Source organism: Nocardiopsis oceanisediminis (assembly GCF_048595525.1).
Lineage (GTDB): Bacteria > Actinomycetota > Actinomycetes > Streptosporangiales > Streptosporangiaceae > Nocardiopsis_A > Nocardiopsis_A oceanisediminis.
In genome coordinates, this window is the sequence record NZ_JAFMZJ010000001.1 from 4,095,817 (window position 1) to 4,110,161 (window position 14,345).

The following is a 14,345-nucleotide window of genomic DNA, read 5'->3' on the forward strand; positions in this document are numbered from 1 at the left end:
GATGGGGAGGTCGGCCATGGCGCCGGTTCGTGTACTGGTGGTGGGGGCGGGGTCGCGGGGCTCCGCCTACGCGCGCTGGATCCGGGAGCACCCGGAGGCGGCGGAGGTGGTGGCGGTCGCCGAGCCGCGGAAGGAGTACCGGGATCGGCTGGCCGGGCTCGCCGGGCTGGGGCCCGAGGCGTGCTTCGCCGACTGGCGGGAGGCGGCGGCGCTGCCGCGCCTGGCCGACGTGGCGCTGGTCTGCACCCTGGACGACGCCCACCTGGAGCCCGCCGTCGCGCTCGCCGGGCGCGGCTACCACCTGCTGGTGGAGAAGCCGCTGGCGCAGACCCGGGCCGACTGCGAGGCGATCGTGGCCGCGGCCCGGCGCGCCGGGGTGCTGCTCGGCGTCTGCCACGTGCTGCGCTACGCGCCCTACACCCGGGTGCTCAAGGGGATCCTGGACTCCGGGCGGATCGGCGAGATCGCGAGCGTGGAGCACCTGGAGCCGGTGGGGTTCTGGCACCAGGCCCACTCCTATGTGCGCGGGAACTGGCGGCGCACCGACGAGGCGGCCCCGATGCTGCTCGCCAAGTCCTGCCACGACCTGGACTGGCTCCGGCACGTCGTGGGGCGGGAGGCGGTGGCGGTCTCCTCCTTCGGGTCGCTGCGGCACTTCCGGCCGGAGGAGGCTCCGCCGGGCGCCGGGGAGCGCTGTCTGGAGTGCGCGGTCGAGCCGGACTGCCCCTACTCCGCGCCGCGCATCTACGGCCGGTTCCTGGAGCAGGGGCGCACCGGGTGGCCGCTGGACGTGCTCACCCCGGAGCCCACCCCGGAGCGGGTGGCCGAGGCGCTGCGCACCGGCCCCTACGGCCGCTGCGTCTACCACTGCGACAACGACGTGGTGGACCGGCAGGTGGTGGCCCTGGAGTTCGAGGGCGGGGCGACGGCGTCGTTCACCATGACGGCGTTCAACCGGCCCCGCCCGCGGCGCACCACGGTCTTCGGCACCCGCGGGGAGCTGCACTGCGACGGGGAGGCCATCACGGTCCACGACTTCCTGACCGACTCCACCGAGACCGTCGACGCCTCCGCGGAGAACGACGGCCTGATCGGCTCCGGGCACGGCGGCGGCGACGGCGGGCTGCTCGCGTCCTTCCTGCGCGCCGCCTCCCAGGGCGATCCGGCGCTGGTGGAGACCAGCGGCGAGGACGCGCTCGCCTCGCACCTGCTGGTCTTCGCCGCCGAGCGGGCCCGGACCGAGCGGCGGGTGGTCTCCCTCCCCGAGTGAGCCGCCCACCGCGCCGCCCCGCCGCTCCCGCCGCCTCCGCGCCGGCCGGGAGCGCGGGGCGGCGCGGGAGCGGCCCGCCCCCCGAAAACGCGAAAGCGACTAATCGCAAAACAATGCGTTTTCAGTCGAAGAAGCCGCTTTAAGGACATCTGCGGTTTTCCGCATCACTTCGTTTATGGCAGGCTGTGCCCCGTCCGATTCGGCGGCCGGTCCGCCGAAAAAGGCGCCGAGAAGGGCGCGGCCGACCCCGGACCGCCCCAGCCACCCCGTTCACCGCGGGTTTTCGGCGTTCTCCGGCGCAGCGAACCGAATACGAGACGAAGAAGGAAGCCGTCGCGCATGTCCCCTTGCGGAGCCCCCCGCACCCGCCTGCCCGGCGCGACTCCGGAACGGCGCCGGTGATCCGCTCGCGACTGCGCCGCCTCTTCGACGGCCGCACCCCCGAGCGCTCCTCCGGCCGGCCCGCCGCACCGCCCGCGGCGGCCCCTCCCCCGGCGGCCCCTGCGGCACCGCAGGCCTCCGCGCCGCCCGCGCCCGCCCCCTCGGCTCCGGCCCCCGCTCCGGCGGCGCCCCAGCCGCCGCCCGGGCGCACCGCCCCGGCCGCACCGCCCGCCGACCGCGCCCCCGCCCCGCTCTCCGCCCTGTGCGACCGGTTCGCGATGCGCATCCTGGTCCTGGCCGAGCAGCAGCGCGAGGCCCTGGACGGGCTGGAGCGCGACGAGCAGGACGCCGACCGCCTCAAGCGGCTCTACGACATCGACCACGCCACCGCCCAGATGCGGCGCGCCGCCCGCGAGATGCGCGTCCTGTCCGACCAGGGCGACGACGACCTCGGCGGCCGGGACGCCTCGCTGGTCGACGTGGTGCGCATCGCCGCCGCGTCCATCGAGGCCTACCCGCAGGTGTCGGTGGGCAGCGTCGCCGACCTGTCGGTGCCGGCCTACGCCGCCGACGACGTGGCGTCGCTGCTGGCCCCGCTGCTGGACAACGCCGCCCGCTACTCGCCGGGCCCGGTGAACGTGAGCGCGCACCCGCTGGAGACCGGCGGCGCGGTGTTCCGCATCACCGACTCCGGCATCGGCATCGACGAGGCGCGGCTGGAGGCGCTCAACGCCGAGTTCGCCGGCCCGGTCCCGCCGGTGGAGCGGCTCACCGACAACCACACCGGCTTCGCCGTGGTGCACCGGCTGGCCCGCAGGCACGGCGTCACCGTGCACCTGGCGGCGCGCGCGGCCCCGGGCGGCACCACCGCCTCGGTCTCGCTCCCGGCGCGCCTGGTCGGCGAGGCGGTGGACCGGCCGCAGGTGCTGGGCGACCGGCCCGGCGCGGGGCCGGCCGGCCCCGCGCGGCCGGGCGGCCCGCTGCTCTCCCCCGGCCTGCCGGGACCGGGCGGCGCGCCGCCGCCCGAACCGCCGCCCCCGCTCCGCCCGGCAGCCGGCGAGCTGCCCCGGCGCACCCCGCGCAGCCTGCGCGCCGACGGCGCCGCCGGAGGCCGGGAGCGCCCGCACCGGCAGGGCGGCCCGGCGGCGGACGGGCCCGCGGCGGCCGCGTCGTTCGCCGACGACCTGGAGGCGTTCGCCTCCGGCGGAGCCGCGCCGGAGGCCCCGAAGCCCCACGACCCCCCTGAGAACGAGGTGCCCTGATGGACGGCGCGCTGGACGGGCCGCGCAGCCCCCGAGACTTCGCCTGGCTGGTGAAGGACTTCGCCGCCTCCACCCCCGGGGTGGCGCACGCCCTGCTGGTCTCCTCCGACGGGCTCCCGCTCATCGTCTCCGAGGGGCTGCACCCCGACACCGCGGACTCGCTGTCCGCGATGACCAGCGGGCTGCTCAGCCTCGGCCGGAGCATCGCCGAGCACGTCGACGAGCCCGGGTGCGACCAGATCATGCTCAAGTTCCCGGCCGGGCACTTCCTCTTCATGGGGATCGGCGGCCTGGCCGGGCTGGCGGTGCTGGTGCGCGAGGGCGCCGCCCTCGGCGCGGTCGCCCACGAGATGACCCGGCTGGTGGAGAGCGTCGGCCACGTGCTCACCCCGCGGCTCCGCGACGACCTGCGCGGCCTGGCGACCGGTCAGGGCGCCTCGTGAGGCCGCCGCACGGGCCGGGCCCCGGGGGCGCCAACCCGTGGGTGCGCCCCTACGTGCTCACCGGCGGCCGGACCCGCGCCCGGCAGCGGCTGCACGTGCACACCCTGGTCGCGGTCCCCTACTACGACCCCGGCTACGCCGACCTGCTCCCGCCGGAGGCCCGCTCGCTGTACGACAGGGCGCACACCGCGGTCCAGTCGATCGCCGAGCTCTCCGCGCACTGCAGCGTCTCGCTCGGCGTGACCCGGGTGCTCCTCGGCGACATGGCCGCCCGCGAGCGCCTGGTGGTCAACCCCGAGGCCTACACGTCCCCCTACGACCCCCGCCTCCTGGAGAGAGTCATCGATGGGCTTCACCAGCTCGCCCGCTAGCGCCCCGCGGCTCGCCTCCGCCAAGATCGTCGTCGCGGGCGGGTTCGGGGTCGGCAAGACCACCATGGTGGGCGCGGTGTCGGAGATCCCCCCGGTGAACACCGAGGCGTGGATGACCCAGGCCGCCCGGACCGTCGACCCGCTCACCGGCGGGTCGGGCAAGGTCACCACCACCGTCGCCATGGACTTCGGCCGGGTCACCCTCGCCGAGGACCTGGTGCTCTACCTGTTCGGCACCCCCGGCCAGCCCCGGTTCTGGCAGATGTGGGACGACCTGAGCCGCGGCGCCAGCGCCGCCGTGGTGCTGGTGGACACCCGCCGGCTCGACGTGTCCTTCCCCGCCGTGGACTACTTCGAGAACGATTCCGACGTGCCGTTCGCGGTCGCGGTCAACCTGTTCGACGGCGAGCAGACCCACCGGCTCGACGACGTGCGCGAGGCGCTCCGGCTCTCCCCCGGGGTGCCCCTGCTGGCCTGCGACGCGCGCAGCCGGGAATCGGTGGTGCGGACCCTCGTCGCGGCGCTGCGGCACACCATGGACACGGCGGCCCCCGAGCGCGGCGGCGCGGCGGCCCGATAGCGGTTGCGGGCCCTTCGGAGCGGCCCGGTGGACAGGAGGAGAGCGCGATGCGCAGAGTACTGGTCGTCGGTTCCGGGCAGTCGGGGATGCAGCTGGCACTGGGGCTGCAGGCCCACGGCTACGAGGTGACGGTGATGTCGGCCCGCACCCCCGAGGAGATCCGCGAGGGGCGGCCGATGTCGACGCAGCTGATGTTCGCCCCGGCGCTGCGGATCGAGCGGGAGATGGGCCTGGACTTCTGGGCCGACCGCACCCCCCGGTGCGTGGGGTCCCGGCTGAGCATGGCCCCGGCCCCCGGCCACCTGGCCGCCAGGTTCCACCTGACCTGGGACGAGGAGGACTACGCCCAGTCGGTGGACCAGCGGGTGAAGATGTCGGCCTGGCTGGAGCTGTTCGAGTCCCGGGGCGGCGAGGTCGTCTACCACACCGCGATGACCTCGGAGCTGGAGGAGCTCACCCGGCTGTACGACCTGACCGTGATCGCCGCCGGCAAGGGCGAGCTGGTCGAGCTGTTCGACCGGAACGACGAGCACTCCCCCTACGACCGCCCGCAGCGGATGCTGTCGGTGATCTACCTGGAGGGGATGCGCCGCCCCGCCGACGACCCCGACCCGCGGCTGCACGTGACCTTCTTCCCCGGCAGCGGCGAGGTGGTCAGCATGCCCGGCCTCACCACCGGCGGCCGGCCCTGCGAGATCCTGATGTGGGAGGCGGTGCCCGGCGGGGCGCTCGACTGCTGGCAGGACCGGCCCTCGCCGGAGGCGTTCCTGGACCGCACGCTCGGCCTGCTCGCCGAGTACGCGCCCTGGGAGCACGAGCTGTTCACCGACGCGGTCCCCACCGACCGGCGGTGCACCCTGTTCGGCGGGTACGCCCCGATCGTGCGCCACCCGGTGGGGCGGCTGTCGGCCGACTCCCACGTGCTGGGGATGGCCGACGTGGTGGTGGCCAACGACCCCATCTCCGCCCAGGGCGCCAACAACGCGGCCCGCTGCGCCGACGTCTACCTCAAGGCGATCCTGGAGCACGGCGACCGCCCGTTCGACCCCGCCTGGATGCAGCGGACCTTCGACGCGTTCTGGGAGCACGCCGAGCACTCGACCCGGTTCAGCAACATGATGCTGAACCCGCCGGAGCACGTGCAGAAGGTGCTGGGCGCCGTCGCGGACAACCCCGCGGTCGCCCGCCGCCTGGTCTACGGCTACAACGAGCCCTCCGACCTCCAGCACTGGCTGTACACCCCGGAGCAGGTCGACGCCTACCTCGCCTCGGTCGCCGACCAGGCGTCGGCCCCGCCCGCCTGATTGCGCATAGCAGAACTCATTGCGCCATGGACAACTCTCGCTGAGAATGTGCGGTGTGGTACCCGGCCGCTCATCGTCGGGTCCCGGGCGGTGCCGCGCGGCGCCGCCCGGGGCCGTCAGGGGTGTTGTGCATGACGCTGCCAAGTGACCTGGAGATCGCGCGCGAGGCCGCACCGGAGCCGCCGGCCCGGATCGCCGAGCGCATCGGCATCGGGCCGGAGCTGGTCGAACCGTACGGCGACGGGGTGGCCAAGATCCGGCTCGGCGCCCTCGACCCGGCGGGGCCGCTCGGCTCCCGGCCCCGGGCCAAGTACGTCGTGGTCACCGCGGTGACCCCCACCCCGCTGGGCGAGGGGAAGACGACCGTCACCGTGGGGCTGGGCGACGGGCTCAACCGGATCGGGCGCAGCACCGCGGTGGCGATCCGGCAGCCGTCGATGGGGCCGGTGTTCGGGATCAAGGGCGGCGCCGCCGGCGGCGGCTACAGCCAGGTGGTGCCGATGGAGCGGCTCAACCTGCACCTCACCGGGGACGTCCACGCGGTGGGCGCGGCGAACAACCTGCTGGCCGCGCTGCTGGACAACCACCTGTACCGCGGGAACGCCCTGGACATCGACCCGGACACGGTCTCGCTCCGCCGCGCGCTGGACGTCAACGACCGGGCGCTGCGCACGGTCGACACCGCCGTCGGCCCGGCCTCCGAGGGCGAAGCGCGCCGGACGGGGTTCGACATCACCGCCGCCTCGGAGGTGATGGCGCTGCTGGCGCTGGCCCGCTCGCTGCCCGACGTGCGGGAGCGGCTGGGCCGGATCATCGTGGCCGAGGACCGGGCGGGGCGGCCGGTCACCGCCGAGGCGCTGGGCGCGGCCGGCGCGATGGCCGCGGTGCTGCGCGAGGCGGTCAAGCCCAACCTGATGCAGACCCTGGAGCACACCCCGGCCCTGGTGCACACCGGGCCGTTCGGCAACATCGCCACCGGCAACTCCTCGGTGATCGCCGACCTGATCGGGCTGCGCGCCGCGGAGTTCCTGGTGACCGAGGCGGGGTTCGGCGCGGACATGGGCGCGGAGCGGTTCTTCAACATCAAGTGCCGGGTCTCCGGCGAGGCCCCGGACGCCGCGGTGGTGGTGGCGACGGTGCGGGCGCTCAAGGCGCACTCGGGCCGGTTCGAGGCGGCCGCGGGCCGGCCGCTTCCGGAGGAGATGCTCAAGGAGAGCCCGGAGGACGTCCGGGCCGGCGGGGCCAACCTGCTCAAGCAGATCGAGAACTGCCGGCTGCACGGCGTCACGCCGGTGGTCGCGGTGAACGCCTTCCCCACCGACCACGCGTCGGAGATCGAGGCGGTGCGCGGCCTGGCCGCCGAGGCGGGGGTGCGCAGCGCAGTGTGCACCAACGTCGCCGAGGGCGGCGAGGGCGCCCGCGACCTCGCGGCGGCGGTCGCCGAGGCGGCCGAGGAGCCCTCGCGCTACGCGCCGCTCTACCCGCTGGACGCCTCGCTGAAGGAGAAGGTGGAGACGGTCGCCCGCGCCGTCTACGGCGCGTCCGGCGTCACCTACTCCGAGCGCGCCGAGCGCCGGCTGCGCTTCTGCGAGCGCAGCGGGCTGGGCACGCTGCCGGTCTGCATCGCCAAGACCCACCTCTCGCTCTCCTCCGACCCGGCCCTGCGCGGCGCCCCCACCGGCTGGACCCTCCCGGTCCGCGACGTCCGCCCCTCGGCCGGCGCCGGGTTCGTCTACCTGATCTGCGGTTCCATGCAGACCATGCCCGGTCTGGGACGCACCCCGGCGGCGCTCGGCATCGACCTCGACGACCAGGGCCGCATCACCGGCCTGTTCTGATACGGAGCCGTTCCCGCCGGGAGGCCGGCCGGACGCCCCCTCTGCGGCGCGCCGCGGGGGCCGGCGGAAGGCCTGCGCCCGCGGGCCGGCCGCGGCATGGCCGGGTGTCCGCCGGGGGCGGTCCGCCGGTCCGGCGTCGAGGGCGGGAGCGGCCCCCGGGGCCGCTTCAGCCGTGGAAGGTCGTGGTCTCCTCCAGCGCGGCGCGCCCGGTGTCGATGCGGTTCACCCGCGCGGCGCCGTCGGCGTATCCGAACGAGACCCCCACGAGCAGCCGCCCCTCGGTCACGCCGAGTTCGGCGCGCACGTCGTCGGCGTAGAAGCTCAGCAGCCCCTGAGGGCAGGCCGCCACGCCGTAGGCGGTCATCGCCAGCAGCAGGGTCTGCAGGTAGGCCCCCACGTCCCCGGCCAGGCGGGCGTCGCCCCGGCCGGAGACGAAGAGGAACGCCGCGTGGGGCGCGCCGTAGAACCCCAGGCTCTCGGCGTCGTAGGCGGCGCGCGCCGCGCGGTCGCCCGGGCCGATGCCCAGTGCCCCGTAGAGCCGGCCGCCGAAGGCGGCCCGCCGCTCCTGCTGCACCGGGGAGTAGATGTCGTCGCTGTAGGGGAAGTCGGCCGACGTGCGACCCGCGGCATGGGCCGCCCGGAGCCTCGCCGCCAGGCGGTCCCGCACGGCCCCGCCCACCACCTCGACCCGCCAGGGCTGGGCGTTGGAGTTGGACGGCGCCAGCGAGGCCAGCGAGAAGACCGCGCGCACCGTCTCCTCGGGCACGGGGTCGGGGAGGAAGGCGCGCGTCGCGCGCCTTGCGCGGATCAGCCGCTCGGCGGGGCCGCTCAGCTCGGTGCGGTGGGGTCGGTTCATGGAGGCTCCTCAGAGATCAAAGTAAACGTTTGCGTTTACTTGGTCGCCGAGCATAGCCGCACCCCCGAGCGGAGTAAACGCGGGCGTACACTTGCCGCATGGCCGAGGCGAGCGGAGCGAAGCGGCGGGGGCGCGGCGCCAGGGAGCGCATCCTGGCCGCCGCATCCCGGCTGTTCGCGGCCCAGGGGATCGCCGCGACCGGCATGGAGCAGATCGCGGCCCAGGCCCCGGTCTCCAAGCGGACCCTCTACGCCCACTTCCGGACCAGGGACGAACTGGCCATCGCCCACCTGCAGGCGCTGGTCTCCTCGGGGGCCACCATGGAGGGCGCGCTGCTCCGCACGGACCTCGGCCCCCGCGAGCGGATCCTGCTGCTGTTCGACCCGCCGCCCGCGGACACCCCTGCGGTGCGCGGGTGCCCCTTCATCGACGCCGCCGCGGAGTTCCCCGACCCGGACCACCCGGTCCACGCCTACGCCCGCGAGCAGAAGCTCCGCATGGTGCGGCTGGTGTCCGACCTGGTGGCGGAAGTGGGCCACCGCGACCCCGACGCGCTCGCCGAGCAGCTGGTCACCCTCGCCGACGGCGCCGCCAGCCGCGCCATGGTGCTGAACCGCCCGGACTACGGCCGGCACGGACGGGCGGCCGCCGAGGCCCTGCTGGACCGGGCCCGGCAGGGCTGAGCCCGCCTCCGCCCCGCCTCCTCCGGAGCGCCGGCGCCCCCCAGGCCCGGCGGCGCGCCCGGACTCCGGACCGGGTCCGGAGTCCGATCGGGAAGGAGCACCGCGAAGGCCGAGCCGGGGCCGTCCGCCCGCCGATCCCGGCGGGGGCTGGACAGATGATCCTGGACATGTATTATCCAGGACCATGCGGATGGGAGAAGGCGTCGAATGGGCGCTGCACACCTGCCTCAACCTCACCTGGGCCGAGGCGGGGCGGGCGGTGCCCGCGTCGCGGCTGGCCGCCTACTACGAGCTGCCCGCCGCCTACCTGAACAAGCAGCTCCAGGCACTGGCGCGGGCCGGCCTGGTGGTCTCCGCACCGGGGCCGCGCGGCGGGTTCCAGCTGGCCCGCCCGCCCGAGCGGATCACCCTGATGGACGTGGTCGCCGCCATCGAGGGCGCGGAGCCCGCCTTCCGCTGCACCGAGATCCGCGGGCGGGGGCCGGCCGGCGGCGGCCCCTTCCCCACCGCGTGCGTGATCGACCGGTCGATGCGGGCCGCCGAACTCGCCTGGCGGCGCGAGCTGGCCTCGCGGACCCTCGCCGACGTCAAGGCGGAGGTGGAGCGGGAGGCCCCCGGCGCCCCCGCGCGCTTCCGCGGCTGGCTGCCCGAGAAGGGAGCCTGATCCGGAATGCCCCGACCCGGGCGTCCCGCCGCGGACGAATCCAGGATATTCCCCATCCGGATAATGGGTTCACCGAGGACGGACCCCGGAGCGGCCGCCTCCACGGGGCCGAACCCCCTCCCCCGGCGGCGATCCCGCCGCCCCGGACGGCCCGGCGGCGGGCCGCCCGACCGCACACCCCGCCACCCCCGGGACCCCCCTCCCGAGCGGCCGGAGACCCCGGCCCCGCCCACCCGATGAGCACCGCCCGCACCGGGCTCCCCCTTTGAAAGGAAATCCTGGATGTTCCCTATCCAGATGATCGGATCGAGCCGCCGGCCGGCGGCACCGGACCGCACCGGGAAGGCCGCGTCGTGAAGCAGAGCACGGGAACCACCGGGGCCCCCGCGTCCGCGCGGTCCGGGCGCCGGGGCGGAAGCCCCGCCGTCTGGACGGTCGCGCTCGGCATCTTCACCCTGATGACCTGCGAGCTCCTCCCGGTCGGACTGCTCACCCCGGTCGGCTCCGAACTGGGTGTGGCGCCCGGAACCGCCGGGCTGATGGTCACCGTGCCCGGCCTGGTGGCCGCGGTGAGCGCGCCCGCGGTCAGCGTCGCCGGAGGCAGGTTCGACCGGAGGGTGATCCTCGCGGTGCTGATCGGCGGAACGGCGGCGGCCAACCTGGTCTGCGCGCTCGCCCCGCACTTCGCCGTCCTCCTCGGGGCCCGGATCGCGGTGGGGGTCGCCATCGGCGGCTTCTGGGCGCTGGGCGGCTCGCTGGCGACCCGCCTGGTCCCGGCGGAGAAGGTGCCGCGGGCCACCGCGATCGTCTTCGGCGGGGTCTCGGTCGCCTCCGTCGCCGGGGTGCCCGCCGGGACGCTCCTCGGCGACCTGGCCGGATGGCGGGCCTCGTTCGCCGCCCTCGCGGTCCTCGGGGCGCTGGCCACGGTCCTGCTGGTCGCGCTGCTCCCGGCGCTGCCGCCCGAGCGGCCGGTGGACGTCACGACGCTGGGCCGCCTGCTCACCACCGACCCGGCGGTGCGCACCGGGGTCGCGGTCACCCTGCTGCTCATCGGCGGCCACTACGCGGCGTTCACCTTCGCCCGGCCGCTGCTGGGCGGGTTCTCCGGGCTGCAGGCCGAGCACATCGGGCCCGCCCTGTTCGGCTTCGGGGCCGCCGGGATCGCGGCCAACTTCGTCCTGGGCCCGCGCACCGCGCAGGCGCCCAAGACCTCCCTCGTGCTGATCGCCGGCGCGCTCGCCGCGGTGCTCGCGCTCTTCGCCCTGCTCGGCGGGGCGGCGCCGGCCGGGGCGGTGCTGATGCTCGGCTGGGGCCTCGCCTACGGCGCGGTCTCGGTCGCCCTGCAGAACTGGATGCTGGCCGGCGCGCCGGAGGCCGCCGAGGCGGCGACCGCGCTGATGGTGTGCGCCTTCAACCTGGCGATCGCGCTGGGGGCGCTGGCCGGCGGGGCGGTGCTGAACGCCTCGGCCGAGCCGGCCGTGCTCTGGTGCGGCGCCGTACTCGCCCTCGCCGCGGCGGCGGCCATGGCGGCGGCCCGCCGCCCCGGCACCGCACCGTGAGCACCCCGGGGGCGCGGCCGGACCGCGCCCCGGACCTCCACCGGCAACCGCGTGAAAGAACGGGAGTACCTCACATGGCACCCGCCATCTCCAACCCCGACGGCCTGCACGACCCCACCGGCTTCGGCTACAGCCACATCGCCGAGGTCTCCGGCGGCCTGGTCCTGATCGCCGGGCAGTACGCCTCCGACGCCGAGGGCGGCGTCGCGGCGGAGGACTTCGCCGCACAGGTCGAACTGGCCTTCGCCCGCCTGGGGACCGCGCTGGAGGCGGCCGGACTGGGCTACGCCGACGTCGCGGCGCTGCGCACCTTCGTCGTCGACCACGACCTGGACCGGCTCGCCGTCATCGGGCGGGTCATCGCCGGCATCTGGGGCGACCGGCCGCCGGTGCAGACGCTCACCGGCGTCGCCTCGCTGGCCCTCCCCGGGATGCTCTTCGAGGTGGACGCCACCGCGGAGCGCCCGCCCCGGACCGGCCCGTCCCAGGACCGGGCCGACGACTGACACGGCCGAAGGGCGGCCCGCGCCGCGGAAGGCGGACGGGACCGGCCACGGCCCCACGCCCCGGACACGCGCTCGGACGCGTCCTCCGGAGGACGGCCGGGCCGACGGCGGCTCTCGGGCGCCGACGACGAGTCTCCCCGGCGGCCGCCCTCACCGGGCGGTGGGCGCCCCGAGGCCGCTGCGGGCCGGAAGGGAGCCGGAAGGGAACCGGAGCGGCCCCGGCCCTCCGGCGCCCGCCGCCCCTCGGAACCGGCCGGACCCGCTCCCCCGCGACCGCCCCGAAACCGATCCGGAGATCCCCGCCCGGAGCCGCCGGTCCGCCGGGGCGGCCCCCGGGCCGCCGCGGGGCCGGAAAGCACGGAAGCGGCCCCGGTGGTCCGGCTCCACCGTGCCTGTGGAGCCGACCGGGCGCCGCTTCCGAGTCCGGTCAGGTGTAGACGCGCTCCACGAAGTGGGCGAGCTGATCATCGCTGAGGTGGCGGGCCAGGTCCGCCTCGCTGATCATGCCGATCAGCCTCTTGTCCGCGTCGATGACGGGCAGGCGGCGGATCTTGTGGCCCTCCATCTCGGAGAGGACGGCGCCGACGTCGGCGTCGCTGGAGATCCAGCGCGGGGTCCCCTGGCACAGCTCGCCAGCGGTGACCCGGGCCGGGTCGTGCCCGGCGGCGACGCAGCGGACGACGATGTCGCGGTCGGTGATGATGCCGCACATCCGGTCGTCGGAGCTGCCCGGGTCGGAGACCGGGAGGGCGCCCACGTCGAATTCGCGCATCATCTGCGCGGCCCGGTCCAGCGTCTCGGTGGCGGGAATCCAGTGGGCCCCCGGGCTCATGATCTCGGCTGCGGTGGTCATGGCCTTCTCCTGTCGCTGCTCGGGGCGGAGGCGACCCGCCCGGCCGTGCGGTCGTACTCCGAGAAGCGGCGGGTCAAGCCTTCCGCCGGTGTCGTGCACCCCGGCCCCGCGCCGGGGCCGGGTGGCGCCACTGCGCCGGAAGGACGTGCTCGTCCCGCTGGTCATCCTCCCCACCGCGGCCGCCGGTCATGGGCGGACCGGCCCCGAAGTGGGCTCCCACTGGCGAAGAGTTGGCGGAGGCGTGGTGTGCGGGCCGCCGTCCCGGCCGGTCCCGCCGGAGAAGGCGCCGCGGGGCTCCGCAGCCGGGGCGCGGACGGGTGGCGCCGGGGGCCGCTAGCGGCATGTCCGATCCTGCTTTCCCTCCTGCGCTGGAGGACCCGGCCGGGTTCGGTGGCTCCGACGAACCCGAGTTCGAGATGTTCGATGGGTTCGAGTCGCCCGAGGAGACCGCGGACCGGCTCGACATGCGGACCGGCGAAGACGCGACCTCTAGAGAACTCTGGATGTACAGCACCTCCCCTTCCGCCCCCAGAGAGGCGACATTCACCTCTCTAGAAACCAGTCCGGGTCCCGGAAAGGCAACCAGAAGGCCTCCGCCCGAGACCCCTTAGGGTTGCCCGCATCGGTAGAGAATTCAACAGTGCACCTCGCCCCGACCACCAAAACAAAAGTCTCCATCCCCAAATCCTCTTTAACCCTGGCCTCCTTCTTGCGAATAATTTTCCCCCTTTTATTTTTCACCGTCGCCGTCACATGCGACTCACAGAACTCCCCGGTGCCGCCAAAGCTCTCAACGCAACCAATGATCACCCCGTACATGCCTTCATCCAGAGTAACGGGATTCTCGAGCCTCAGCTTCTTCATCCTTTTAATGACTCCGCCGTCGGCCTTCAGCTCCCCGTTGACGGTGACGTTGCGCGCGGTGATGTCTCCCCCGACGACCTGCACCTGGGCGAGAAGGGTGTGCTCCACCTTGGAGTGGTCGGCGTGGGTGGCGGTGAGCTGGTAGGCGGTGGTGGTGTACAGCGGCCCCGTGTTGAAGATGGTCTGGGTGCTGGCGAGCTTCCGCGGGGTCCCCCCGTTGGCGCTCAAGGTGTAGGTCACGGTGGGGTCGGGCGGAGCCGACCAGGTCAGGGTGGTGCCGCTCTTCCCCGCCTGGTCGACCGAGATGACGGGGATCGCCGCCTGGAAGTCGCGGAGGTAGTAGCCGCTGGGGAACTTTCCCACGGCGAATTCGCGCTCGGCGATGATGCCGTCGTCCTCATCGCGCAGCTGCACACCGATCGTGGTGACGCCCGTCCTGCCACTGACCGGGATGTCGGACAGGTGGAAGCGGAAGATGTCCCCGTCCTTCAGCCCCTTCCTCCCGCCCCCCATGCCGCCGGCCCTGTAGACGCACTGGCCGGCCTCACCCCCGATGGGCTCCTTCTCCCAGCCGTCCGGCGGGGTGGCGCTCCGCTTGCACCGGCTCCACTCCGGGGTGAGCAGTTCGGCGCCGTCTTTCTCCCAGCCGTTCTCCAACGCGTTGAAGGACAGGACGAGCTTCTCGAAAGGGAACGCAGCTCCGGTGTCGTTGGCGACCAGGATCTCCAGCGAGGCGATGTTCGGCTTGTCCCCGGATGGAGAGACGGCGAGCGGCTCGGGCTGGGATGCGATGACGGCGCTGAGCGGGAATTCGTCGGCGGCTCCGGGGCCTCCGCTCCGGTCCTGTTCGGCGATCGGGTACATACGGGTCACTTCTTCCCGGTCGGGTTCTTCTCGGTCGGGTTCTCTCT

At 74.7% G+C, this 14,345-nt stretch carries 14 protein-coding genes; 11 read left to right on the forward strand and 3 right to left on the reverse strand.

Annotation, left to right across the window (positions count from 1 at the left end; translation table 11 throughout):
• The first annotated feature begins 16 nt into the window (after window positions 1-16).
• The 7 genes from J0910_RS18315 to J0910_RS18345 all read left to right on the forward strand — a co-directional run bounded on the left by J0910_RS18315 (window position 17) and on the right by J0910_RS18345 (window position 7,449).
• Window positions 17-1,270: a Gfo/Idh/MocA family protein gene (locus tag J0910_RS18315; RefSeq protein ID WP_420159755.1), complete on the forward strand. Its 1,254-nt coding sequence runs from the start codon at window positions 17-19 to the stop codon at window positions 1,268-1,270.
• Window positions 1,271-1,668: 398 nt separating this feature from the next.
• Window positions 1,669-2,913 (forward strand): sensor histidine kinase, encoded by a 1,245-nt coding sequence (locus tag J0910_RS18320; RefSeq protein ID WP_420159756.1) that lies wholly within the window; start codon window positions 1,669-1,671, stop codon window positions 2,911-2,913.
• Window positions 2,913-3,356: a roadblock/LC7 domain-containing protein gene (locus J0910_RS18325; protein WP_017592882.1), complete on the forward strand. Its 444-nt coding sequence runs from the start codon at window positions 2,913-2,915 to the stop codon at window positions 3,354-3,356. Before J0910_RS18320 ends, J0910_RS18325 begins: the two co-directional genes overlap by 1 nt.
• A complete protein-coding gene (locus J0910_RS18330) occupies window positions 3,353-3,727 on the forward strand; it encodes a DUF742 domain-containing protein (protein ID WP_420159757.1) in 375 nt (124 codons plus the stop codon). The genes J0910_RS18325 and J0910_RS18330 overlap by 4 nt, the downstream gene beginning before the upstream one ends.
• A complete protein-coding gene (locus J0910_RS18335; RefSeq protein ID WP_420159758.1) occupies window positions 3,702-4,307 on the forward strand; it encodes a GTP-binding protein in 606 nt (201 codons plus the stop codon). The genes J0910_RS18330 and J0910_RS18335 overlap by 26 nt, the downstream gene beginning before the upstream one ends.
• Window positions 4,308-4,354: 47 nt before the next feature.
• Window positions 4,355-5,611 (forward strand): styrene monooxygenase/indole monooxygenase family protein, encoded by a 1,257-nt coding sequence (locus tag J0910_RS18340; protein ID WP_420159759.1) that lies wholly within the window; start codon window positions 4,355-4,357, stop codon window positions 5,609-5,611.
• 131 nt (window positions 5,612-5,742) lie between these two features.
• Window positions 5,743-7,449: a formate--tetrahydrofolate ligase gene (locus J0910_RS18345; protein ID WP_420159760.1), complete on the forward strand. Its 1,707-nt coding sequence runs from the start codon at window positions 5,743-5,745 to the stop codon at window positions 7,447-7,449.
• Between the two features lie 166 nt (window positions 7,450-7,615).
• Here the strand turns inward: J0910_RS18345 and J0910_RS18350 are convergent, their stop codons facing one another.
• Window positions 7,616-8,305 carry a nitroreductase gene (locus J0910_RS18350; protein ID WP_420159761.1) on the reverse strand — a complete coding sequence of 230 codons (690 nt, stop codon included), beginning with the start codon at window positions 8,303-8,305 and terminating at the stop codon, window positions 7,616-7,618.
• Between the two features lie 98 nt (window positions 8,306-8,403).
• On the opposite strand from J0910_RS18350, the gene J0910_RS18355 reads away from it, so the two are divergent.
• From J0910_RS18355 to J0910_RS18370, 4 genes are all read left to right on the forward strand, one after another.
• Window positions 8,404-8,988: a TetR/AcrR family transcriptional regulator gene (locus J0910_RS18355; RefSeq protein WP_420159762.1), complete on the forward strand. Its 585-nt coding sequence runs from the start codon at window positions 8,404-8,406 to the stop codon at window positions 8,986-8,988.
• Between the two features lie 184 nt (window positions 8,989-9,172).
• Window positions 9,173-9,652, forward strand: a complete 480-nt coding sequence (locus tag J0910_RS18360) for an RrF2 family transcriptional regulator (protein ID WP_420159763.1) — start codon at window positions 9,173-9,175, stop codon at window positions 9,650-9,652.
• 458 nt (window positions 9,653-10,110) lie between these two features.
• A complete protein-coding gene (locus J0910_RS18365; RefSeq protein ID WP_420159764.1) occupies window positions 10,111-11,211 on the forward strand; it encodes an MFS transporter in 1,101 nt (366 codons plus the stop codon).
• A 74-nt stretch (window positions 11,212-11,285) separates the two neighbouring features.
• Window positions 11,286-11,717 (forward strand): RidA family protein, encoded by a 432-nt coding sequence (locus J0910_RS18370; protein ID WP_420159765.1) that lies wholly within the window; start codon window positions 11,286-11,288, stop codon window positions 11,715-11,717.
• A gap of 427 nt (window positions 11,718-12,144) precedes the next feature.
• On the opposite strand, the gene J0910_RS18375 is transcribed toward J0910_RS18370, so the two are convergent.
• Both J0910_RS18375 and J0910_RS18380 read right to left on the reverse strand, forming a co-directional pair.
• Entirely contained in the window at window positions 12,145-12,570 is a 426-nt protein-coding gene (locus J0910_RS18375) for a CBS domain-containing protein (protein WP_420159766.1), read from the reverse strand.
• A gap of 543 nt (window positions 12,571-13,113) precedes the next feature.
• A complete protein-coding gene (locus J0910_RS18380; protein WP_420159767.1) occupies window positions 13,114-14,298 on the reverse strand; it encodes a hypothetical protein in 1,185 nt (394 codons plus the stop codon).
• Between the last annotated feature and the right edge of the window lie 47 nt (window positions 14,299-14,345).

Bases quoted from the DNA above. Each gene is read 5' to 3' on its own strand.
- J0910_RS18315 (WP_420159755.1), top strand. From the start codon at position 17: ATGGCGCCGGTTCGTGTACTGGTGGTGGGGGCGGGGTCGCGGGGCTCC.
- J0910_RS18325 (WP_017592882.1), top strand. From the start codon at position 2,913: ATGGACGGCGCGCTGGACGGGCCGCGCAGCCCCCGAGACTTCGCCTGG.
- J0910_RS18335 (WP_420159758.1), top strand. From the start codon at position 3,702: ATGGGCTTCACCAGCTCGCCCGCTAGCGCCCCGCGGCTCGCCTCCGCC.
- J0910_RS18340 (WP_420159759.1), top strand. From the start codon at position 4,355: ATGCGCAGAGTACTGGTCGTCGGTTCCGGGCAGTCGGGGATGCAGCTG.
- J0910_RS18345 (WP_420159760.1), top strand. From the start codon at position 5,743: ATGACGCTGCCAAGTGACCTGGAGATCGCGCGCGAGGCCGCACCGGAG.
- J0910_RS18350 (WP_420159761.1), bottom strand. From the start codon at position 8,305: ATGAACCGACCCCACCGCACCGAGCTGAGCGGCCCCGCCGAGCGGCTG.
- J0910_RS18355 (WP_420159762.1), top strand. From the start codon at position 8,404: ATGGCCGAGGCGAGCGGAGCGAAGCGGCGGGGGCGCGGCGCCAGGGAG.
- J0910_RS18360 (WP_420159763.1), top strand. From the start codon at position 9,173: ATGCGGATGGGAGAAGGCGTCGAATGGGCGCTGCACACCTGCCTCAAC.
- J0910_RS18365 (WP_420159764.1), top strand. From the start codon at position 10,111: ATGACCTGCGAGCTCCTCCCGGTCGGACTGCTCACCCCGGTCGGCTCC.
- J0910_RS18370 (WP_420159765.1), top strand. From the start codon at position 11,286: ATGGCACCCGCCATCTCCAACCCCGACGGCCTGCACGACCCCACCGGC.
- J0910_RS18375 (WP_420159766.1), bottom strand. From the start codon at position 12,570: ATGACCACCGCAGCCGAGATCATGAGCCCGGGGGCCCACTGGATTCCC.
- J0910_RS18380 (WP_420159767.1), bottom strand. From the start codon at position 14,298: ATGTACCCGATCGCCGAACAGGACCGGAGCGGAGGCCCCGGAGCCGCC.